The 20847-nt window shown below is 51.6% G+C and carries 18 protein-coding genes and 6 pseudogenes; 12 read left to right on the forward strand and 12 right to left on the reverse strand.

Annotated elements, in window-relative coordinates; genetic code table 11:
* Positions 1-80: 80 nt before the first annotated feature.
* The 3 genes and pseudogenes from ACLJRH_RS23535 to tnpA all read right to left on the reverse strand — a co-directional run.
* Positions 81-938 (reverse strand): annotated as a pseudogene (locus ACLJRH_RS23535) (transposase); the annotation flags it as partial.
* Positions 939-944: 6 nt separating this feature from the next.
* Positions 945-1325 (reverse strand): IS66 family insertion sequence element accessory protein TnpB, encoded by a 381-nt coding sequence (gene tnpB, locus ACLJRH_RS23540; protein WP_410958105.1) that lies wholly within the window; start codon positions 1323-1325, stop codon positions 945-947.
* Complete coding sequence (gene tnpA / locus ACLJRH_RS23545; protein WP_410958106.1) at positions 1312-1641, reverse strand: IS66 family insertion sequence element accessory protein TnpA; 330 nt, start codon at positions 1639-1641, stop codon at positions 1312-1314. The genes tnpB and tnpA overlap by 14 nt, the downstream gene beginning before the upstream one ends.
* A gap of 150 nt (positions 1642-1791) precedes the next feature.
* Here tnpA and ACLJRH_RS23550 point away from each other — a divergent pair, with 150 nt between their 5' ends.
* On the forward strand, positions 1792-2070 hold the full coding sequence (locus ACLJRH_RS23550) for an IS110 family transposase (RefSeq protein ID WP_410958107.1): 279 nt from the start codon (positions 1792-1794) through the stop codon (positions 2068-2070).
* Between the two features lie 10 nt (positions 2071-2080).
* Here ACLJRH_RS23550 and ACLJRH_RS23555 read toward each other — a convergent pair whose 3' ends face one another.
* From ACLJRH_RS23555 to ACLJRH_RS23570, 4 genes are all read right to left on the reverse strand, one after another.
* On the reverse strand, positions 2081-3289 hold the full coding sequence (locus tag ACLJRH_RS23555; protein WP_410958108.1) for an IS256 family transposase: 1209 nt from the start codon (positions 3287-3289) through the stop codon (positions 2081-2083).
* Between the two features lie 152 nt (positions 3290-3441).
* Positions 3442-4383 carry an Rpn family recombination-promoting nuclease/putative transposase gene (locus ACLJRH_RS23560; protein WP_410958109.1) on the reverse strand — a complete coding sequence of 314 codons (942 nt, stop codon included), beginning with the start codon at positions 4381-4383 and terminating at the stop codon, positions 3442-3444.
* Between the two features lie 133 nt (positions 4384-4516).
* Positions 4517-4747: a hypothetical protein gene (locus ACLJRH_RS23565; RefSeq protein WP_410958110.1), complete on the reverse strand. Its 231-nt coding sequence runs from the start codon at positions 4745-4747 to the stop codon at positions 4517-4519.
* The gene (locus tag ACLJRH_RS23570) at positions 4737-5372 is read right to left on the reverse strand and encodes a recombinase family protein (protein ID WP_410958111.1); all 636 of its coding nucleotides are present in this window, start codon (positions 5370-5372) and stop codon (positions 4737-4739) included. The genes ACLJRH_RS23565 and ACLJRH_RS23570 overlap by 11 nt, the downstream gene beginning before the upstream one ends.
* 369 nt (positions 5373-5741) lie before the next feature.
* Here ACLJRH_RS23570 and ACLJRH_RS23575 point away from each other — a divergent pair, with 369 nt between their 5' ends.
* Positions 5742-6947, forward strand: a complete 1206-nt coding sequence (locus ACLJRH_RS23575) for an AAA family ATPase (RefSeq protein ID WP_410958112.1) — start codon at positions 5742-5744, stop codon at positions 6945-6947.
* Positions 6944-7915 carry a ParB family protein gene (locus ACLJRH_RS23580; RefSeq protein WP_410958113.1) on the forward strand — a complete coding sequence of 324 codons (972 nt, stop codon included), beginning with the start codon at positions 6944-6946 and terminating at the stop codon, positions 7913-7915. Before ACLJRH_RS23575 ends, ACLJRH_RS23580 begins: the two co-directional genes overlap by 4 nt.
* 134 nt (positions 7916-8049) lie before the next feature.
* Here ACLJRH_RS23580 and ACLJRH_RS23585 read toward each other — a convergent pair.
* A pseudogene (locus tag ACLJRH_RS23585) lies at positions 8050-8347 on the reverse strand (DUF4113 domain-containing protein); the annotation flags it as partial.
* 272 nt (positions 8348-8619) lie between these two features.
* Between ACLJRH_RS23585 and ACLJRH_RS23590 the strand changes: the two are divergent.
* The 3 genes and pseudogenes from ACLJRH_RS23590 to ACLJRH_RS23600 form a co-directional block, all read left to right on the forward strand.
* Positions 8620-9825, forward strand: coding sequence for an IS256 family transposase (locus ACLJRH_RS23590; protein ID WP_410958114.1), 1206 nt, complete (start codon positions 8620-8622; stop codon positions 9823-9825).
* A gap of 75 nt (positions 9826-9900) precedes the next feature.
* Positions 9901-10161: pseudogene (locus tag ACLJRH_RS23595) on the forward strand (ISNCY family transposase); the annotation flags it as partial.
* A gap of 201 nt (positions 10162-10362) precedes the next feature.
* Positions 10363-11050, forward strand: a pseudogene (locus ACLJRH_RS23600) (transposase); the annotation flags it as partial.
* A gap of 115 nt (positions 11051-11165) precedes the next feature.
* On the opposite strand, the gene ACLJRH_RS23605 reads toward ACLJRH_RS23600, so the two are convergent.
* The 4 genes and pseudogenes from ACLJRH_RS23605 to ACLJRH_RS23620 form a co-directional block, all read right to left on the reverse strand.
* Positions 11166-12299: a porin gene (locus tag ACLJRH_RS23605; RefSeq protein ID WP_410958115.1), complete on the reverse strand. Its 1134-nt coding sequence runs from the start codon at positions 12297-12299 to the stop codon at positions 11166-11168.
* A 363-nt stretch (positions 12300-12662) separates the two neighbouring features.
* Positions 12663-13436: a molybdate ABC transporter permease subunit gene (locus ACLJRH_RS23610; protein ID WP_410958116.1), complete on the reverse strand. Its 774-nt coding sequence runs from the start codon at positions 13434-13436 to the stop codon at positions 12663-12665.
* Positions 13433-14359: an extracellular solute-binding protein gene (locus tag ACLJRH_RS23615; RefSeq protein WP_410958117.1), complete on the reverse strand. Its 927-nt coding sequence runs from the start codon at positions 14357-14359 to the stop codon at positions 13433-13435. The genes ACLJRH_RS23610 and ACLJRH_RS23615 overlap by 4 nt, the downstream gene beginning before the upstream one ends.
* Before the next feature lie 146 nt (positions 14360-14505).
* A pseudogene (locus tag ACLJRH_RS23620) lies at positions 14506-15115 on the reverse strand (ATP-binding cassette domain-containing protein); the annotation flags it as partial.
* An 885-nt stretch (positions 15116-16000) separates the two neighbouring features.
* Between ACLJRH_RS23620 and ACLJRH_RS23625 the strand changes: the two are divergent.
* From ACLJRH_RS23625 to mdcE, 6 genes and pseudogenes are all read left to right on the forward strand, one after another.
* Positions 16001-16138 (forward strand): annotated as a pseudogene (locus tag ACLJRH_RS23625) (IS110 family transposase); the annotation flags it as partial.
* Positions 16139-16360: 222 nt separating this feature from the next.
* On the forward strand, positions 16361-18016 hold the full coding sequence (gene mdcA / locus ACLJRH_RS23630; RefSeq protein ID WP_410958118.1) for a malonate decarboxylase subunit alpha: 1656 nt from the start codon (positions 16361-16363) through the stop codon (positions 18014-18016).
* Positions 18016-18873, forward strand: coding sequence for a triphosphoribosyl-dephospho-CoA synthase (locus ACLJRH_RS23635; RefSeq protein WP_410958119.1), 858 nt, complete (start codon positions 18016-18018; stop codon positions 18871-18873). Before mdcA ends, ACLJRH_RS23635 begins: the two co-directional genes overlap by 1 nt.
* Before the next feature lie 9 nt (positions 18874-18882).
* Positions 18883-19182: a malonate decarboxylase acyl carrier protein gene (gene mdcC / locus ACLJRH_RS23640; RefSeq protein ID WP_410958120.1), complete on the forward strand. Its 300-nt coding sequence runs from the start codon at positions 18883-18885 to the stop codon at positions 19180-19182.
* Positions 19175-20008, forward strand: coding sequence for a biotin-independent malonate decarboxylase subunit beta (locus ACLJRH_RS23645; RefSeq protein WP_410958121.1), 834 nt, complete (start codon positions 19175-19177; stop codon positions 20006-20008). Before mdcC ends, ACLJRH_RS23645 begins: the two co-directional genes overlap by 8 nt.
* Positions 20008-20808 carry a biotin-independent malonate decarboxylase subunit gamma gene (mdcE, locus tag ACLJRH_RS23650; RefSeq protein WP_410958163.1) on the forward strand — a complete coding sequence of 267 codons (801 nt, stop codon included), beginning with the start codon at positions 20008-20010 and terminating at the stop codon, positions 20806-20808. The genes ACLJRH_RS23645 and mdcE overlap by 1 nt, the downstream gene beginning before the upstream one ends.
* Positions 20809-20847: the final 39 nt, after the last annotated feature.

Consider the following 20847-nt stretch of genomic DNA (forward strand, 5'->3'; position numbering starts at 1 on the left):
AATTGGTCTACGGAACTTGTCTGTTGGTAACATTTTAGCTAAGGCAAGAAAGTAACATTAACTGATGAGGCAACACGATAATAACCCGAACGGGATTTACCGCCTTTTTTCGTGTCCAGGATATGCATCCCGGTCTCGTCGGCGTGTATCACGCCACGGGTCAGGAGTTCCCTGTGTAACAGTTCCGCCAGCGGCGACAGGGCCGCTCCCGCGACGCCGACCATATCGGACAGCGAGCTGTCGGGCAGGTCAACATCCGCGCGGGCGAAGATGTTATTCTGACGATACAGAGGCGTATGGTCACAGTACTTGTTGATCACCACCTGCGCGATGACCGACGGTTCAACGGCACTTTTCGGGAGGATGTGAGCCGGCATTTCACCACTGAATACCTTCTGGCAACAGGGGCAACTGTACTGCGGGCGCACATAGCGGTTCACCACGAAGTGCGCGGGTATATACTCAAGCTTTTCACTCACCGCATCACGGATATGGTGCAGCGGTTCGTTACATTCAGGACAATGGTCAGTGGCTGGCTGGATAACCTTTTCAACGCGCGGAAGATGGGACGGTAAAGGTTTACGTACCGGACGTGAACGGGGCGCTTTGTCGTCTTCTTCAACAGATGGCGGGAGCAGTTCATCCAGTTGCGCAGTGATTTCGGCAATGTCGGCGTCCACGTCCTCTTCGAACAGGGAACGCTGCATCCCTGCCAGCGACTCACATTTTTTACCAAAGCGTTGCTGACGCACCAGTTTCAGCATTTCTTCCAGAAGCTGTATGCGCTGATTTTTGGTCTGTAATTCCCGTTCTTTTTCTTCGATGACTTTTTGCACCATGGCAAGTGCCATAGCGCGCAGTTTTTCGATGTCATTCGTGGTGGTGAGAGCGGAGATATCCATACCGGAGAGCATAGCACTTCCGGTACGGATATTCATTATTTTTCACTGAGTTACCGCTGTATTTTGCGTATATCCGGCAGGTGTTTCCGGGAGCCATTTAGCCAGATCGTGCCCCTTAACCTGCTGCCAGTCGACCCCGGCGATAAGCCAGCTAAATTCGTCGGGAGTGAGATGCCAGGCGGCGTCATCTGCACGTGGCCAGCGGAAGCTGCCTTTGTGCAGACGGCGGGTACACAACCACACCCCGTTCTTATCCCAGCGCAACACTTTGATACGCGAACGAGCTTTGTTGACAAAGACAAAGGCGGCTCCCTCATGCCACGTCGACCCGAGTTCATCCTGTATATACTGCGTCAGCGTGTCGATGCCGCGCCGCATATCGACGGGTTTAACAGCGAGGAAGACATTATCAGGAGTCAGCATATTTGAGCGCCCTGAAGACATCAGTCAGTTGTGAAGGATGGCAGCACATCCGTATACCACCGGGGATGAAGAGTGTAACCGGCTCGTTCGCGACGGGCGGTGGAGCATCAGCCTGCAGTGTTGGCGCAATCTGAACGGGAAGAATGGTGGATTCATTAGCCCGGCGTTCAGCTTTTGCGACATCCTTCGGCCATTCGCGAAGTGATTTGAAGGGGATATCATTGAGTTCACAGTATTGCTGGCGTGTAAGGCCGCTGGCGCGCCAGGCGGCAACGTGCTGCCTTTTCTGTTCAATGGACCATCGGTGTTTTGACATCGGTTCCTCCGGTAAGTCGGTGAATGGATGTCGGTAATGCTAACTGACTGAAAATTCCTGTGAAGATGACTTCACCGGATGTTCACGCTGAATAATGAAATTGCTACCCTACTGAAGGAGATACAACTTTATATTAACAGAAATACAGAGATGAAAAAGATGAAAAAACTTCTGGAAAGTATTCCAGGATTAGGGGCACAAACAGCCGCTGTATTGTTGTCCTTTGGTATTCATCCTGGGCGTTTTATAAATGCTCGTCAGGCAGCTGCTTATGCCGGGGTTGATCCTCGCCTTAATGAATCCGGAAGTAGCGTCAGGGGACGTCCCCGATTATCCAAAACAGGGCACGCATTTTTGCGTAAATCTCTTTATATGCCAGCGATGACAACGCTTTTAAGGACTGAAGAGCTTGTACCGGATTTTGTGTAAATACCTTTTCTCAGTAGTGACCGTCCAGGCGGTCACCGAACTCGATAATAAAGCGGCTCATCGCCATACGCCAGTCCTTCAGCGGCATCGTCCATTTCTGTGAGGCGGCCTGGATTGCCAGCCACACCACTTTTTTCACCGAGTCATCTGTCGGGAACACCTTGCGTTTCTTGATGGCATGGCGGATCACGCTGTTCAGCGACTCGATGGCGTTCGTCGTGTAGATCACCTTGCGGATGTCTGTTGGGTAGGCGAAGAATGTCGCCAGGTTAGCCCAGTTTGCCTGCCAGCTGCGGCTTATCTGTGGGTAACGGTTGTCCCAGGCACTGGAGAACGCTTCCAGAGCCTGCAAGCCAGCCTCTTCCGTCGCGGCCTGATAGATGGCTTTCAGATCACGGGTAACAGCTTTGTAGTCCTTCCAGGAAACGAACCGCAGGCTGTTGCGTACCATATGCACGATGCACAACTGGATACGCGCTTCGGGATACACCGCGTTGATGGCGTCAGGGAAGCCTTTCAGCCCGTCAACGCAGGCAATGAGGATATCGTTCAGACCGCGATTTTTCAGTTCTGTCAGCACATTCAGCCTGAACTTCGCACCCTCATTTTCGGCCAGCCACATGCCCAGCAGCTCTTTCTGACCTTCGATGTTGATACCCAGGGCCAGGAACACGGACTTATTGATAACGCGACTGTCCTGCCGGACTTTCAGGACGATACAGTCAAGATAAACAATAGGATAGATCGCATCCAGTGGCCGATTCTGCCATTCGACAACCAGTTCCATGACGGCATCAGTGACCTTAGAGACCAGTGCAGGCGAGACATCGGCGTCATACAACTCTTTGAACGCGGCGGCGATTTCGCGGGTGGTCATCCCTTTGGCGTACAACGATAAAATCTGATTATCCATCCCGGTGATCCGGGTCTGGTTTTTCTTCACCATCAGAGGTTCAAAGGAACCATCACGATCGCGCGGTGTACGTAGTTCCAGCGGGCCATCGCCAGTGATAACAGTCTTTTGGGTATAGCCATTGCGGGTGTTGGTTCCCGGTTTTGGCTGATTTTTATCGTAGCCGAGGTGATGGGTCATTTCGGCATTGAGCGCTGCCTCGACGCTGATTTTCTTCAGCAGCCGATCGAACTGATTGGGATCCTCAGGGGTTTTGAGATTTTTGGCCAGTTCATTAGCCAACGCCTGCAATTGTTTTTCGTCCATAAATTGACCTTCATTTGATGTTGAATTGAACATATCAAATTCAGGCATTTACACAATTTCGTTTACAGTCTCCAGGCAGAGCCTGACTCTGGTACCTCCCTGCCCCACCAGTATTCACTGATGGCCGGACAGGGAGTGCCAGGAAAGGGGGATTAGTGGCGGATCTGCGCCAGGTCGTCTTCAGTCAGACCGGTCATTTTCATAACGGTATTACGGTCAATGCCGTTATGGAGCATGGTACGGGCTATTTTCAGAGTCGCTTCGCGCTCCCCTTCTGAACGGCCTTTTTCAATACCACGTTGTTCACCGAGCTGAATCCCCTTCTCGATGCCCTTCTGTTCAAGCTGTTGTGCGATGGTCATAAGAGCGTCTCCGTGTTGCGGCACACGCTGTGCCAGTTCGCGTACAAAGGCTTCGGCGTCGACTGTTTCGCCTGCCTGGACTATATAGTGTACCAGCGATATTACCTGTGATGAAGAGAGATATCCGGCCAGCAAGATGGGCGCCAGCCGGTCAACCAGTTCTGCCAGGTCCCGCTGGTGAATATGTTTTTGCAGTAAAGTAAGGGCGGCCATGCTGCGATGGCCAGCGATTTCATCATCCGGAATGACCGTAACATCTACCAGCGGGAAAGCGCTGCTGTAGAGTTTGCCTGCCAGCGCCGGATCGTCAAACTCATCCAGCCTCCGGGTGGAGTACGGATACGGGCTGCGCTTACCCGTATAGAACAGCACCGGTATCACCAGTGGCAACTTTTTATGCCCTGCCTCCAGGTGGCGCTGCATGGCAGCCACCGCATAGCGTATCAGGCGGAAAGCCATATGCTTATCCGGGGAGGACTGGTGTTCTATGAGTACGTGAACATACCCATCACCGGCTGTGGTTTTCAGGCTGTAGAGGACGTCGCTGAAATACTGTCGGAGATCCTCCTCAACGAACGAGCCGGATTCCAGTTTCAGCGTACTGAGATCGCAGACAGCGCGCAGTTCTGCCGGCAGATGCAACGTCATAAAATCCCGGGCAATATCCGGTTGCGTCAGGAACTGCCTGAACGTGGCATCGTGAGGAGTGGGTGTGCTGTTTTTCTTCTTCATCTGCCCTGGCTCTGAAAAATGACCCGGAGATGTTATCACAGCCCGGAAAAAGCTAATATTGGCGGTGAACGGAATTGCCATTCCTTCAGGGGATCGTTCCGGGGTGGTTCGGTCCCCTTCTTTCAGACGCGAATTACGTCATCCTTTCCCAGTCGATGACACCTAACCGAATTGTGAACCACAAGACGGTAAGCATAATTAATGACGTTTTAAACTTTTGTTGCGGGTTAAGATCAGGCGTATAGCCGAAGTGAAAAAAGCTGATAGCTTTGCCGCCATTCTTTCTTTCGATATGCCAGAGCTCGCTTGATATCCCGAAACCAATCGTAAATTTTCCTGCGTAGAAAAATTTCTCAATTTTCATGGGGGTATTCTTCCACGTTGTTGCAGACCCTGATTACAGTCATTTTGGAAACGCCAGCCAGGCGGGCCGTTTCACGCAGTGATTTTCCGTTGACCAGTCGCAGAGTGCGTATCAGTTCATGTTTCTGCGCATCGGCCACCCTGCCCCGGTATTTTCCTTCAGCTTTCGCCTTACTGATACCCTCTGACTGACGACGTCGACGGTCTTCGTAATCTTTTCGGGCAATAGCAGCGAGCATATCCAGCATCATGCCATTTACGGCCTTCAGCATGCTGCGGGTGAATTCATCGCTGGCGATACTGGTCAGCGCCAGATGACTGGTTGGCAGATCAAGACTGACGATGGACAGCTGCTTGTCGGTGATTTGCTTTCTCAATAATTCCCAGCCGACATCATTCAGACGGGAGAGCCGGTCGACTTGTTCAATAAGGATTATGTCGCCGAGTTCTGCATCATCAAGAAGTCGAATCAGTTCAGGACGGTTCATCGTGGTACCTGTGACATTATCCACGTACCAGCCGGCGATACGCTGACCATGCTGACGGACGAATAGTTTCAGGGCATTTTTTGCACGGGTTGCATCCTGCCCGGATGTTGATACCCGCAGATAGCCAAAAATGAGCATTTTTTACCCATGTGGTCACGTTTAAATAGTAATATAGCGGATGGTATCACTTATATGGTCACATTGATAAGATCCAGTGCATCAATTTATGGTCCCTCAGAGGTATACCCCAATGTGACATTCTGACGCGCCCGTCGGGCTTGTCCAACCCCTCGCTTGCTCAGAAGCAAGTTCTGAACAGACTCACGGTTTGTTCTTTGAGTACAGCCTCAGTTGTCTTTTTGATCTACATGACATGCAGGTGACAATGTACAATAATTTAATGTCGTATCATTATATGTTGTACGTTTTTATTTGTTGTGTACAATCGAGTGAGCTTCTACGCCATCAATGTGCAAGGTGCAAGGATTCCATCTTGAGGGGACAATAATGAAACGCGATTACGGTAGTGTGGGTACCATAGCTCTCAGAGCAAGCGCTTTACTTCAGGCTATGAGTAGAGATATTGAGGAACAAAGGAAAGAATTTAATCTGACAGAGTATCATCAGACATATACTCGTAACGCTGTCGCAAAACTGCCAAAGCTGAGCCGGCGCATCGTAGAACTGGCCATGAAAGAAATGGAAGAAAACGGCTATATATTTAATAAAAAGCAGGTTGGTAACGTCGAACAATATGCTCTGACGATAAAGAATGTTATCGATATCTACGCCCACCGACAGATACCTAAATATCGCGATATCCATAAAGAGCCCTACGTGATTTTCGTTGTAAACCTTAAAGGTGGTGTATCAAAAACAGTCAGTACAGTTACGCTAGCACATGCGTTGCGTGTACATCAGGACCTGCTGCGGCATGATCTTCGCATCCTTGTAATAGACCTCGACCCACAGGCTTCCAGTACCATGTTCTTGGATCACACCCATAGCATTGGTACGGTCCTTGAAACAGCTGCTCAGGCAATGCTGAATGATCTCGATGTTGAAACATTGCGAGAAGCAGTTATTCGCCCCACCATTATTCCTGGCGTTGATGTCATCCCTGCTTCTATTGATGACGGCTTTGTGGCGAGCCAGTGGGAGTCTTTAGTTGCAGAACATTTACCAGGTCTTAAACCTTCGGAAGTCCTCAGGAAAACAATCATTGACCGTATCGCTGGTGACTATGATTTTGTCTTCATAGATACTGGCCCCCATCTTGATCCGTTCCTTCTGAATGGTCTGGCAGCGAGTGATTTGCTTCTGACCCCTACTCCACCGGCACAGGTTGATTTCCATTCAACCCTTAAATACCTAACACGTTTGCCTGAAATGCTAGAGCGTCTTGAAGACGAAGGTGTGGAACCACGCCTGAGCGCGAGTATCGGTTTCATGTCAAAAATGACTAATAAGCGTGATCACGAAACTTCGCATAGCCTGGCCCGCGAAGTGTATGCAAGTAATATTCTGGACTCGTCACTACCACGTTTGGATGGATTCGAACGATGTGGTGAATCTTTTGACACTATTATTAGTGCTAACCCTGTTTCATACCCTGGTAGTGCTGAAGCGTTGAAAAAGGCACGTACTGAAGCAGAACGGTTTACGAAAGCAGTTTTTGACCGCATTGAATACATCCGGGGAGCGTCTAAATGAAAAAGGTTTTAGCTCGTGGGAGAGTTCTCGGTAATAGCAATTCAGAGTTTGCCCGTATGCTTGAAGGTGACGGAGATGTCAAAACGTTTACTCTTAAATCCGGCAAGCAGGCCAAATTTGTCAAAACGGTTGTATTAAGCGGAGAGATTGAATCAAAGACGTTCGTTGATGCATCGGTCAATGGGCGAGATCAGGCTATGCTTACGCGCGAGTCCGTCAGTGATATTTCCCGTACGATAAAGCTGCAGCAATTCTTCCCGGCTATCGGACGGGAGGTTAATGGACGAATTGAGATATTAGATGGGACCCGACGCCGTGCCGCCTGCATATTTAATAACGTTAAATTCGAAATCCTAGTAACTAAAGATGATATCTCACTCGCCGATGCACGGCAGTTGGCGCAAGATATCCAGACAGCCAGAGAACATAGCCTTCGCGAGTTGGGGAAACGACTCGAAGTCACCTATGGAATTAGCATGACGAAAGAAGAGATTGCGTTGAAAGAGAATCTCTCTCCGGCGAAAGTGACTCGTGCGTTTCAGGCCGCAGCAGTGCCAGATGAAATGGTTGCAGTATTCCCGGTGATAAATGATATTTCGTTGTCGGATTATCAGTTTTTGCTGAAACTGGCTGAAGAAGCAAACAACAAGCAAGCATCGGTAACAGAACTGATGGAAAAAGTTCAGCATCGGTTGAAGACCATGCCAGATTATCCGGCAATTGATAAAAGCAAAATTCTGGCGGCTATCAGGGCTGAGAGCAAATCGCTGACAACCTGCCCTACCAGAACGGTTCAAACTGAGAAGCTGAGAGAATTTTCAGATCGCAATCAGTTTGCCAGAAAGAAAACTGATTCAAAGAAACGACTGGTTGTTTATGAGTTTTCCCGTATTTCCGCTGAGGCACAGTTGGAGATTGATGAAGCAATAAAACGTATTCTGAAAAGACTTCCGGAGTCAGGTGTGTAAGGGAAAAGGATGCCGGAGAGCATCCTTTTTTATGTTTTTCACCATGCCAGTTTCATGATTATTATTCTGATTATAAAGGAAAATTTGGAATTCTTTCACACTGAAATCACCACGTTTTTCAACCTCTTCGTGACTCATAATTTCGCTACTGGCAGTTCAGACCAGCGAGTTGTATAGGCCGGTGAAAGCATCTCTCGTTTCATTTGCCAGTCAGGAGCGATGCCTCGTCCCGCAAACCATACTTTCCCCAGACCAGAATGGTTAATACCGTCCACGACTTTCATCAGCTGATTACTGTTGCAGCTGATTACTGTTGCTTCAGGGCAGAGTATCATCGAACAGATTCAGCTGCGAAACCCCGGTAGGAGTGAAATCATTGAGTATGCAACCCGCTTTTGCATATCGATGGCCATTCACCCAGATCCGATCCAGTGTATTAGACGTCAACTAGTTTTGCCGACGTGTTGCCTCATCAGTTAATGTTACTTTCTTGCCTCAGCTAAAATGTTACCATCAGTACGAGTTCCGTAGACCAGTTCTCTGACCACTCTGACCCGCCATTCCTGCAACCTGTGTTGCAGTGTTCTGCGATGGCCTTGGTAGAGTCTTAGGACGTGGTGTAAATTCGGCAGGATGGTGAGAGCCATCGGCTTATCCGGTAAGGTAATGGTTGTGAAGACAATTATCTTAAAAGGAGTCAACCGATGGCTGACAACAGCATGACATTCAGCAATACCCTGATGCAACTCGGCGGTGAGGACTTTTTGCGCGAGCTCACTGAGTTCATGCTCAACCGTATCATGAAGGCTGACGTCACTCAGCACATCAATGCAGAACGCCATGAGCGCAGCAATGAATGTGAGACTTACCGTAACGGTTACCGTGACCGCCAGTACAACACCCGGCCCGGTACGCTGGAGCTGCGTATCCCGAAGTTGCGTGAAGGCTCATTCTTCCCGTCCTTCCCCGAAGCCCGCCGCCTGTCGGAGAAAGCGCTGAATACGGTTATCCAGGAAGCGTGGATAAACGGCGTATCCACCCGCAAAGTGGATGCCCTGATACAGTCGATGGGGATGACCGGCATCTCCCGCAGCCAGGTATCGTCCATCTGTCGTGGCACCGATGAGCGCGTACAGGCCTTCCTGCACCGACCGCTGGAGGGCGAATGGCCCTGGCTGTGGCTGGATGCGACTTACGTGAAAGTGCGCAAGAACAGCCGGGTGGTCAGTGTGGCCGTGATAATCGCCTGCGCGGTTAACCTGGACGGACGCCGGGAAATCATCGGAGTGGGCATCGGCGAGTCAGAAGCCAAAGCGTTCTGGCTGGCCTTCCTGCTGAGCCTTAAGGAGCGCGGTCTGGAAGGTGTGAAGCTGGTCATCTCCGACTCGCACAGTGGACTGAAAGCAGCGATACAGCAGGTGTTCTCAGCCACCTGGCAGCGCTGCCGGGTTCACTTCATGCGCAACGTACTGAGCCGTGTCAGCAGGGCGAACCAGTCGGTGGTACGTGCGGCACTGCAACAGGCGTTCGTGCAGACCGACGAGAAAAGCGCCCATGCCACCTGGCGTGAGGTTGCCGGTCAACCGGAGAAGAGTAACCCGGCAGTCACGGAGATGATGGACGAAACCGAAGCAGACGTGCTGACTTACTTCAGCTTCCCGAAAGCACACAGGGTGAAGCTCCACTCCACCAACACGCTGGAACGCCTGAACAAAGAGGTGAAACGGCGTGCCGACGTGGTGGGCATCTTCCCTAACGAAGAGAGTATCACGCGGCTCCTGGGTGCCGTACTGACGGAACAGAACGAGGAATGGCTGCTTCAGAACCGTTATCTGCCACAACACACTATGGCGGAGATAGACCAGGCGACTGAAACTGGAGTAATCGAAGCGCTGCCACTCAGCGCATAACAGGCACATTACCGAACCGGAAAGCTGGAACTGAATTTACACCAACTTGACGGACTCAACCCGGGATTTATGGAAATGGATCTGGTGGCACACTGTGGCCGACATCTCTCTGGCACCTTTTTGTGGACGCTGTCGCTGACCGATATCGCCAGTGGATGGACAGAATGTGTGGCGTTATCAGCACGTAACGCTGAATTGGTCATCCGGGCCGTTGATAAAGTTCAAAAAAGTCTGCCATTCCCGCTTCCCGGTCTTGATGTTGATAACGGAGCCGAATTTATCAACGAAGTCTTATTCGAATACTGTTCTGCCAGATGTATCGCGCTGACGCGTTCTCGGCCATACCGGAAAAACGATCAGGCCTGGATAGAGCAAAAAAATGGTTCTGTGGTCAGAGAGCTGGCGGGATACGGCCGTCTTGACGGTGAACCCGCGGTAAAAGCGATGAACCAGATGTACATGGCTAATCGATTATTTATTAACTTTTTTCAGCCATCGTTCAAGCTTCTGGATACGCAGCGCATTGGCGGGAAAACGATTGAAGCTTTGCGTGTATTGAAAGTTTGCCGTAAAACGGCTGTAGCAGCACGCTGCGCTGCAAATGATCCAGATGAATATAGTATCTGCTCCGGATGAATTGCGTGACCAGATACGCAGTCTGACCCGGATGCAACTGATCCGTACCCTGGCCTCGTGGAGGCCCGATGTTACTGCGTACCGTAATGTGCAGGATGCTTATCGAATTGCCCTGAAATCGTTGGACCGTCGGTACCTTGAGCTTCACGATGAAATAGCAGATCTGGACGTTATGTTAGCGTCAATCGTCGATGAACTGGCTCCGGAGCTTATTAAACGCAACTCGGTGGGCTATGAGTGTGCTTCGCAATTGCTGATAACAGCCGGTGATAATCCCCAGCGACTCCACTCAGAAGCAGGCTTCGCAGCATTATGCGGGGTGAGTCCTGTTCCCACCTCTTCCGGTAAAAAAAATCGGCACAGATTAAATCGCGGTGGCGATCGTGCCGCCAATAGTGCGCTGCATATTATCGCGATCGGTCGGTTACGTACGGACACGAAAACACAGGAATATGTGGCAAAACGGGTAGCTGAAGGTCACTCGAAAATGGAAGCGCTGCGTTGCCTGAAACGTTATATCTCGCGAGAAGTCTATACTCTGCTACGTAATCAAAATCGACAGATCAACAGTACTCAAATAACGACTTGACTCTTAGAAGGGCGTCAGTAAGGGCTGGATGTCAACGACGGATAAAAGTGACGGCACAGCTTGTTGTCCTGGAATCATTAACAGGGAGAAAATACTGCTCCGTCCGTGTAATCAATCAAAAGTCGTAACGCAGACGCACCAGATTCATATCTCCCAGTTTATCGGTACTGGAAGTCAGGACATGTTCATAATCAATACGGAAACCATAATCCAGTTGGAAGCTGATCCCCAGCCCGTTATCGGTACGCTGATAATTACGACCATTTACGTATTCAATACGGTCGCCCATAAAGTATGGCTGAATGGATTTCACCGCATACTGACCAACCGGGAAGGTGTAACCCGCAAAATATTCCAGACCCCACGCATCTCCGGCAAAGTAGTCATTTACAGCGACTTTCCTGGTGGTCATGAAATTCTGGTACCAACCCCCCCCCATGGAGAAAGTCCAGTTATCAGGTTTCCAGCTCAGTGCCGTGCCCAGGATATTCTGATCGTACGTTTTGCTGCCGTTACCACGCATCTGTGCTCGGGTGTAGTTCCACGCCGTTCCCCAGATCAAATCACCGGTAATTCGATAATCCACTCCCAGAGAACCGCCGTCTTTACGTTTGTAGCGCAAACCGTTATTGGCGTTATAGTCATCACTGAACAGATAAGAAGCGTAGAGCTCAACATCACCCACGGTCTTCTTATACTTCAGTGAGTTACGTGTACGATAAGAACCATCATAGTCACCGTTAATACCGTTACCCGGGGCCTGACCTATCATGTCATAATCCCAGATATCCGTTTTGGCACCCACCACGTCATAATAAATGCTGTTCTGTTTTCCGAAAGTCAGCGTACCCCAAGTGTTACTCTTCAGGCCGGTATACAGCATACGCCGGGAAGTATGATTCGCCCCGTCTGCGTAGTGATTACCCCAGTCAAACACTGAGGGGATATTCACCCCAAGCTCGTAATAGCTGATCCAGCTAATGTCATCAAACAGGTAGTAATTTGCCGCAAAACGAAAACGTGTTCCTCCATCAAAACCATTACGTTTGTAACTGTTTTTACCATCCCTGCCCGTCATATTCTGAAGCTGGGGACGAATACTGCCGCCGACAGTAAAATTCAGACGGCTCAGTGGATCACCGGCCTGTGTGTCCTGCTTCAGAAGCGTCACTTCTGCCTGTGATGCGAAAGACACCAAAGCTACTGCCACACCGACTGATATCAACAGTACTGATTTTTTTATAATCATTTTCTTTCCTGAGTAAATTTATGCTGAACTGCTGATACGAAAGACAGACCTGCGGGATCTGTATATCGCCGTTCAGTTGAACTGAAAAAAGAGGAGCGAATCAGACGTCCCGTCCTGATGCGGGCATCTGAACACATTAAAAAATAACGGATACCCGCTTTCACACTTAAAACCAGTGCGTTATTGCATAGGCAGAGGTCAATCCACATTGACGTGAATCAATTCTTAGCGTGCTATCTGATTCGTATACTGCAGCGCTATGCAATATCAGCAAATCAAATTATTTCCGTCCCGGGCAATCTCCCGGACTGAGTTATTGTCGTCCCATACCCCGGATTTATTTTGCCATTAAAAAAATCACGTTCAGGTCCCCCTGGCATGGCGTATTCGTCGGGAGACTGAAAAACACAATAATGGAACAGGCAATGTAAACAGCAGCAGTAACCATAACAATACATATACAGCATCAACACCGTCGTTCTGCAGATTGTTATACAGCTGTACAGGCATTCCCTGTGGAAAGTAAGCAAATATCATTACGATACCAAACTCACCTGTCTCGCGTACCCAGGCCAATGCGGTCGCAGAAGCCAGCCCGGGGCCTGCCAGCGGTACAGATAATCGCCAGAATCGTTGCCATGGTGATGCACCGAGTGTACAACCTGCTTCCAGGATATCCCGGGGAACGGCGGCGAAAGCTGAACGTGCTGTGATAATGAAATAGGGTGATGCTCCATACCACTGCGCCACAATAAAAGCGGCAGGATTGTTCACCAGCGTCCAGCCAAACCTGCCCAGCATCTCGCCCGGCAGGCTGTAAGGTCCATAGGCGCTTACCAGTAAAATGCCCATCGCCAGCGGCGGGGTAAGGAGTGGTATCATCACAAACAGTTCAACTAACAGTTTTACACGGCCATCTGACTGTGACAGCCACCAGGCTATGGGTAATCCACTGAAAACTATCAACAACAGCGAGACTGCGCCTAATCCGAGAGAGGTTATGATGGCATCTTTATCTCCCCAGGCCAGCCGTAAATGCCCCCAGTGAGTGACGCTGACCAGCGTCACAAAGGGCACTGCCAGCAGCAACAACGCAGGCAGTGACAGCCACAGCGTGGTTTTACTGTATGTGCTCATTGTTTATAGAGCACATCACCTTTCGGCGAAGCATAACCATTCTGTTTAAACAGTGCCTGTCCTGTTTTATCCAGCATGAAATCAACAAAAGCTTTACCTGCTGTAGTGCCATGCGGTGCATTCTTCAGTACAGCTGCATAGTAGACCAGTGGCTGAGGATGAAGGACTTTCTCTTTCCCTTCACTGTCTTTCACACTGAAGCTTACCGTGTCATACCATTGTTTTGCCATGGCCGGATTGCTCAGGTTAATCTCATCCGGCAGTGCCACATACGGAAGGTGGGCTGAAATGACTTCACTTTCATAACCGGCAGCGGCATCCACCTGCCCACTTTCAAGACGAGCCAGAAGGCCTCCTTCAAGATTTGTCTGGGCAGGATTCTGATACCCGCCAAGAATTTCAGAAGAAATACCGGGCTCCCGGTAATATTTTTCTGCCAGTAACAGGGTAAAGATGATGTTCTGGCCTTTCGGGTCATTAAGCGGGTCGGTTCGCCCGAATTTCATGCCTGGTGATGCCAGAACTTTTAACCAGCTTGCGTCGCTGCCTTTGGCTTGCGAGAACCGGGACGCAAATTTACTTTCAGGACTGTATGCTATCACCATACTGGTACTGGCAACCGGAATGGCGTTATCAATCAAACCGGCGTCTTTCAGGATTTTCATCGGACCAGGTGTGATGGAAACAAACACATCGGCCGTTATTTTCTTACTTGCCAGCAGACGCGCCATACCGTATGCCCCCTGTCCCTGTCCTTCATATTTACCGCCCTGCTGTTTTACAAAAGCAGGACCTAAGGCCTGATCCATTACCTTGCCCATAGACCCCGCATAGGTCACCCGGATATCAGCACTGGCCTGCGCATTCAGCCCCATTGTTATACCAGCAACAAACAGAACGGCTGTCAGATGTTTAAACTGCATTCTCACACCTCGTTATATAATAAATTAAATAGCGATTATCAGGATTTTAGACATAATCGCAAAGACACAATATATTTCGAAAAGTAACGGTAACAACTCCCTTGAAAAATGCCGCTTCGATGCCCTGCAATGTTTATCGATCAATGACGATTAGCGTAGCGTGCGGCAAGCTTGAGATCATGCATACACAGCAGACATTGAACTGCCACTCGTTCACCTGCTGACGCAATAAACGAAAAAGATGCTGCTGATGGTGAATATCCAGTGCAGAGGTAGGTTCATCAAGAAACAACTACTTAGGTAAAAGGACAGCTTCCTGGAGCTGGACCAGTAAACGCGCCAACTGTACCCGCTGCTGCTCGCCACCGGATAGCTGTCGGTAGTTGCGGTAGGCCAGATCCTGGCAATCACACAACGCCATGATCTGCGCGGTTTCATCATGAGGATTACGTGTACGATGGTGATACCATCACTTCCTGTACGCTAAACGGAAAGGCCATGTGGCTGTTCTGCCGCATGACCGCAAGGTTTTTTGCCAGCCCGGTGATTGACCATCCATTCAGCGGTCTGCCCAACAACATGCAATGTCCGCTGTGTGGCTTCAGATACCCGGTTAACTGACGCAGTAACGTGGATTTTCCTGCACTATATAGGATCCAGAATGGCCACTATTTCGCCGCACGGCAAGTCCAGCGAAACGACATCCGTCAGACGTCTTCCCTGCTGGCTATAAACCAGATTTTCAGCACGGATCATGACACCCTCCGACTGCGCAATATCAGCCACAGAAACGAGCGTCACAGCTTCGCTGTTCCTGCGGTGTTCATGACCGGTTCCCCACTTTATACTCTGTGGTATGTTAATTTCCTCAGATAATCATCCACATGACACGCAGCAAAGCTCCCTGAAAACGTAAATCAGTGCCGTCTTCACGATACTCTCCCCCTCGTTCCCAATACGTTTTATGGTCGTCCTTCCTCCTGGCAGTGGCTATGGTGACAACATCGAGTATTTTTATGACACCCCGGAAGGCACCGTCCGACACTACGTCCACCTGGGCCCCGTTTTTTCCCCGACACCCACTTTGACCCGCCTCTTGTCTGTATCATGCGCGGCTTTGAGCCTCCCGAATCATCCGAAGGCGACGCTGGCCTGCTGATGCCTTTATCATCGCCACAGAAACCGGTTTTCAGCCCGTCTCCTTCGACCCGCGGGACAAACATACCGACTACTGGGCTGATGAGTCGGTCGGTGATGGTTACTGGCTTCCGGCTCACTAATCCTCCGGACGTATGTCCCCCGTCCTGCTAAGCTGCTCTTCACCGTCGATGACGGCTGGAACCGTTTTCTCGATAAATATGGCGACTGCGTCAGTCCCTGGACCTGCCTCTGCATAGAGCGGCGGGCAGACATGCCACGGAATTAGTGGCAGAAAGGCTGCACAGTATAGACAGAAAACGATGGCTTCTGGCACAGGCTGCAGGGGAAATTCGTCAGAAAAACGGGTTTCAGGTAAAAAACACTCCGAAAATAGCATTTTATTGTCATAACCTCACCTAGTCCCCCGCCCTGACTGCGTTCCTGATACCTGTGTTCATGGCCATGAAATTTTTAAAACATTTTTTCACTTTCCTAACCATTTATATCCGTCTGCTTGCAGCCGGAAAAGCTAAAAAAGTGGCACTGGTTGCCTGTATGCGCGAACTGCTGACTATCCTGAACGCGATACTCAGAAAGAACGAAGAATGGGACAAATCGTATCATCACGTCGATCCATAATTTTATCGTTCAAGAGAGATACTTTATTTTTACTGACGAGCAGAAACCGTAAATACCGGCGTTGACATGCCGGAGAGGCCCTTATAGTACAATCAGAACATTATTATTACTTTCAGGCTAATAATTCTTCCCTGCGCTTAATTGATGATTTTCTCACCAGGGCACACACTCTTTTTTCAGTGTTAAGTAATCAAAATGATTATCTGAATAAGGAGATTAATAATGTTATCTGGGCAAACAGCAGCACGAATCTGGAACACCCGTCGTACTGAAAAACAGCGACGTCTGGCTTCTGTTCCGGTGCAGGGTAAGGTATTGCCGAACGCAGACCTGACCGCGATGCTGGAAAAATTGATCGCGCCGGGTGACCGCGTGGTATTAGAGGGGAATAACCAGAAGCAGGCAGATTTCTTATCTCGCATGCTGGCCGAAGTAAACCCTGAGAAAGTGCATGACCTGCACATGATTATACCCAGCGTCGGGCGCAGCGAACACCTGGATCTCTTTGAAAAAGGTATCGCCCGCAAGCTGGATTTATCGTTCTCTGGTCCCCAAAGCCTGCGTATTTCGCAGCTACTGGAAGATGGCCAACTGGAAATCGGTGCCATCCATACCTATATTGAGCTTTACTCCCGTCTGTACGTTGACCTGGCCCCGAACGTGGCGCTGATTGCCGGTTATAAAGCCGACCGCAAAGGCAACCTCTATACCGGGCCGAGTACAGAAGATACTCCGGCACTGGTGGAAGCCGCTACGTTCCATGACGGTATTGTTATCGCTCAGGTGAATGAACTGGTGGACGACGAGTGCGACCTGCCGCGCGTCGATATTCCGGGCTCCTGGATTGACTACGTCGTTGTCGCAGACAAACCATTCTTTATCGAACCACTGTTTACCCGCGATCCGCGCCTGATTAAACAGGAACACATCCTGATGGCGATGATGGCTATTAAAGGCATCTACGCAGAACACCAGGTGCAGTCGCTGAACCACGGAATCGGCTTTAATACCGCAGCCATTGAACTGCTGTTGCCAACGTATGGTGAACAGCTCGGCCTGAAGGGCAAAATCTGCAAACACTGGACGCTGAACCCGCACCCGACGTTAATCCCGGCGATTGAAAGTGGTTGGGTTGAAAGCGTGCACTGCTTCGGCGGTGAACTGGGGATGGAAGAGTACATTCGCGCCCGCCCTGATGTGTTCTTTACCGGGGCTGATGGCTCCATGCGCTCTAACCGCGCTTTCTGTCAGATGGCAGGCCAGTACGCGGTGGATATGTTTATTGGTTCCACTTTGCAAGTTGATGGTCTGGCCAACTCCTCCACGGTAACCCGCGGTCGTCTTACCGGTTTCGGCGGTGCGCCAAACATGGGCCACGATCCACATGGTCGCCGTCATGCCACACCGGCCTGGCTGAACATGATCACTGAACCCGATCCGATGCAGCGTGGTAAAAAGCTGGTTGTCCAGATGGTGGAGACTTTCCAGGCGGGTGTGAAGCCGACCTTCGTGGAAAAACTGGATGCCATTGACGTGGCGAAAGCTTCCGGTATGCCGCTGGCGCCGGTGATGATTTATGGCGACGACGTGACCCATGTGCTGACCGAAGAAGGCATCGCTTATCTCTACCGGGCTAAAGATCTGGAAGAGCGCCGCGCGATGGTGGCGGCGGTTGCCGGTATCACCGACATCGGTCTGGGCGTTGACGCGAAACGCGTCGCCGAACTGCGTAGTAGCGGCAAGGTGGTCTACCCGGAAGATATGGGCATTCGTCGTACCGACGCCACCCGTTCGCTGCTGGCGGCCGGTAGCATCGCCGACCTGGTAGAATGGTCCGACGGTCTTTACAACCCACCTGCGAAATTCCGGAGCTGGTAATGAAACTTCTGCCCCAGATTCAGGTTGAAGACGGTGCCGAATGGCTGGCGCGAACCGCCACGCAGTGTCTGATTGACGAAGCACGATTAAGCCCGAAGCCCGGTCTGGTGGACAGTCGGGGGAACGGCACGCATCACGATCTTACGCTTTCGCTGATGGAACGCTCGGCGCACAGCCTGACCCCTACGTTTCAGGCGCTGGCGCTGCAAAGCTGGCTACGTCCGACAGACATTGCGCTCAGACAAACCATAGGGAAGATCGGTCGTGAAGGCGAGCAGCAGATGATGATGGTCACCAACGGCGTGAACACCCATCGCGGCGCGATTTGGGCGCTGGGACTACTGGTCAGCGCCGTAGCAATGCTTGGTGGAACCGGTAAGGCACAGCAGGTTGCAGACTCTGCTGCCGGGCTGGCAAGGTTGCCGGATGAAGCCGTGCCGAAAACCTTCAGTAAAGGGCTTCTCGCCACGCACCGCTATCGCGTGTCTGGGGCCAGAGAAGAGGCGCAGCAGGCGTTTCCACACATTATGCAGCGGGCGCTACCGCAATTGCGTTTAAGCCGATTGAGCGGCAGTAGCGAAACGCATGCGCGGCTCGATGCCCTGATGGCGATCATGACCTCGCTGACCGACACCTGCGTGCTTTCCCGCGCAGGGCTGGAAGGGCTGAACGCCATGCAAAACGGTGCCCGTGCCGTACTCTGTGCGGGCGGCAGCGCTTATCCGGCAGGACAGGCCGCGTTAGCGGCTCTCGATAACCATATGCTGGCGCTGAACGCCTCGCCGGGCGGCGCTGCGGATTTGCTTGCCGCCACTCTGTTTCTCGATCATATCGAATCGTCTTATTTAAAGCATTAAGAGGATGTTATGGAACATATTACGTTAACTGTACCGGCCAGCCGCACCTTAAGCGGCAAAGCTCTGGCAGGCGTTGTGGGCTCCGGGGATATGGAGGTGTTATTCACCGCCGACCAGAGCCAGACGTTAACCATTGATATCACCACTTCCGTCGATAACAGCTGTAGCCGCTGGGAAGCGCTGTTCAACCGTCTGCAAACGGTCAGCAGTCTGCCGGCTGGCCAACTGACCATCCACGATTTCGGCGCAACCCCGGGTGTGGCGCGCATTCGTATCGAACAGGTATTTGAAGAGGTGAGCTATGCGTGATGACCGCAGTTTTATCGAATTAAAAGCGCGTCAGCGTGCGCAGGCGCTGCTGGATGAAGGCAGTTACCGCGAACTGCTGGACCCGTTTGAAGGCATTATCTCTCCGTGGCTTGGGCCACAGGGTATTGTCCCACAGGCCGATGACGGTATGGTCGTCGCAAAAGGCACCATCAACGGTCAGCCTGCGGTCGTCGTCGCGATTGAAGGCGCGTTCCAGGGCGGCAGCATGGGCGAAGTGTCCGGTGCCAAAATGGCGGCGGCGCTGGAGCTGGCGGCAGAAGATAACCGCAACGGCATTCCGACTCAGGCCGTGTTGTGCCTTGAAACCGGCGGCGTGCGTTTGCAGGAAGCCAACCTGGGCCTGGCGGCGATTGCCGATATCCACGCGGCGATTGTCGACCTGCGTCGCTATACCCCGGTTATCGGCATCGTGGCCGGGACCGTTGGCTGCTTCGGCGGGATGTCGATTGCCGCCGCGCTGTGCAGCTATCTGATTGTCACCCGCGAAGCGCGTCTCGGTCTGAACGGCCCGCAGGTTATCGAACAGGAAGCCGGGATCGAAGAGTACGACTCCCGCGATCGTCCGTTTATCTGGAGCATGACCGGTGGTGAAGTGCGTCATCAAAGCGGGCTGGTGGAAGCGCTGGTCGGCGACGGCGTCAACGCGGTGAAAGCGGCGATGAACGAGGCGCTGGCCAAAGGCGTACCGGCAAAACATCGCACCGATAACTACGACGGGTATCTCGATCGCCTGACGAACTTCGACACCCGCAAACAGGCCGATGCTGAACAGATTAAAGCGCTTTTCGCCCGGGAGGTGAAATGATGAGTAACGCAATGAGCCGTGGCCAATTATGGCTGGAAACCCTGGTACCCAATGCCAAACGTCTTGAAGGGCTGTGCCCGTCCGTGCTGGCCGCCGACGGCGAGCTGAACAGTGAAGCGGTGCGTTTTATTGCCGTGGTGCCCAATGCCAATAACCACTACCCGCGCGCTGCTAAAGGCGAGGTCGGGCTGCTGGAAGGCTGGACACTGGCGAAAGTGGTAAGCGAAACCATCGACGCCGATGCCGATAAAGTGGTGAAACGCCCGATTGTGGCGGTGATTGACGTGCCAGGCCAGGCCTACGGTCGTCGTGAAGAGGGTTTTGGTATTCATCAGGCGCTGGCGGGTGCGGCGGCAGCCTATGCCAACGCGCGACTGGCGGGGCATCCGGTGATTGGCCTGATCGTCGGTAAAGCGATGTCCGGCGCGTTTCTGGCGCACGGCTACCAGGCGAACCGTCTGATTGCGTTTAACGATAAAGGGGTGCTGATCCATGCGATGGGTAAAGAGTCCGCAGCACGCATTACCCTGCGTACCGTCGGGGCGCTGGAAAAACTGGCGGCGACCATTCCGCCAATGGCGTATGACATCAGCAATTACGCCACCCTGGGGCTGCTGGAGAACCTGCTGGATATCAGCAATCCGGATGCCCCGTCTGTTACCGATCTGGCGCTGGTGAAAACCACCCTGCAACAGGCCATCAATGACGCTCGTCAGGACCCGACGCTGAAAAGCCGTCTGGGCGCTGACAATCGCCGCAGTTCAGCCCTTGTGCGCGAACGTATGCGGGCAAGCTGGTAAGTAAAAAGAGACCTGCCGGATGCCCGGTTCCGTGGGCGC

This window comes from Salmonella sp. SAL04162 (genome assembly GCF_046551535.1).
GTDB lineage: Bacteria > Pseudomonadota > Gammaproteobacteria > Enterobacterales > Enterobacteriaceae > Salmonella > Salmonella enterica.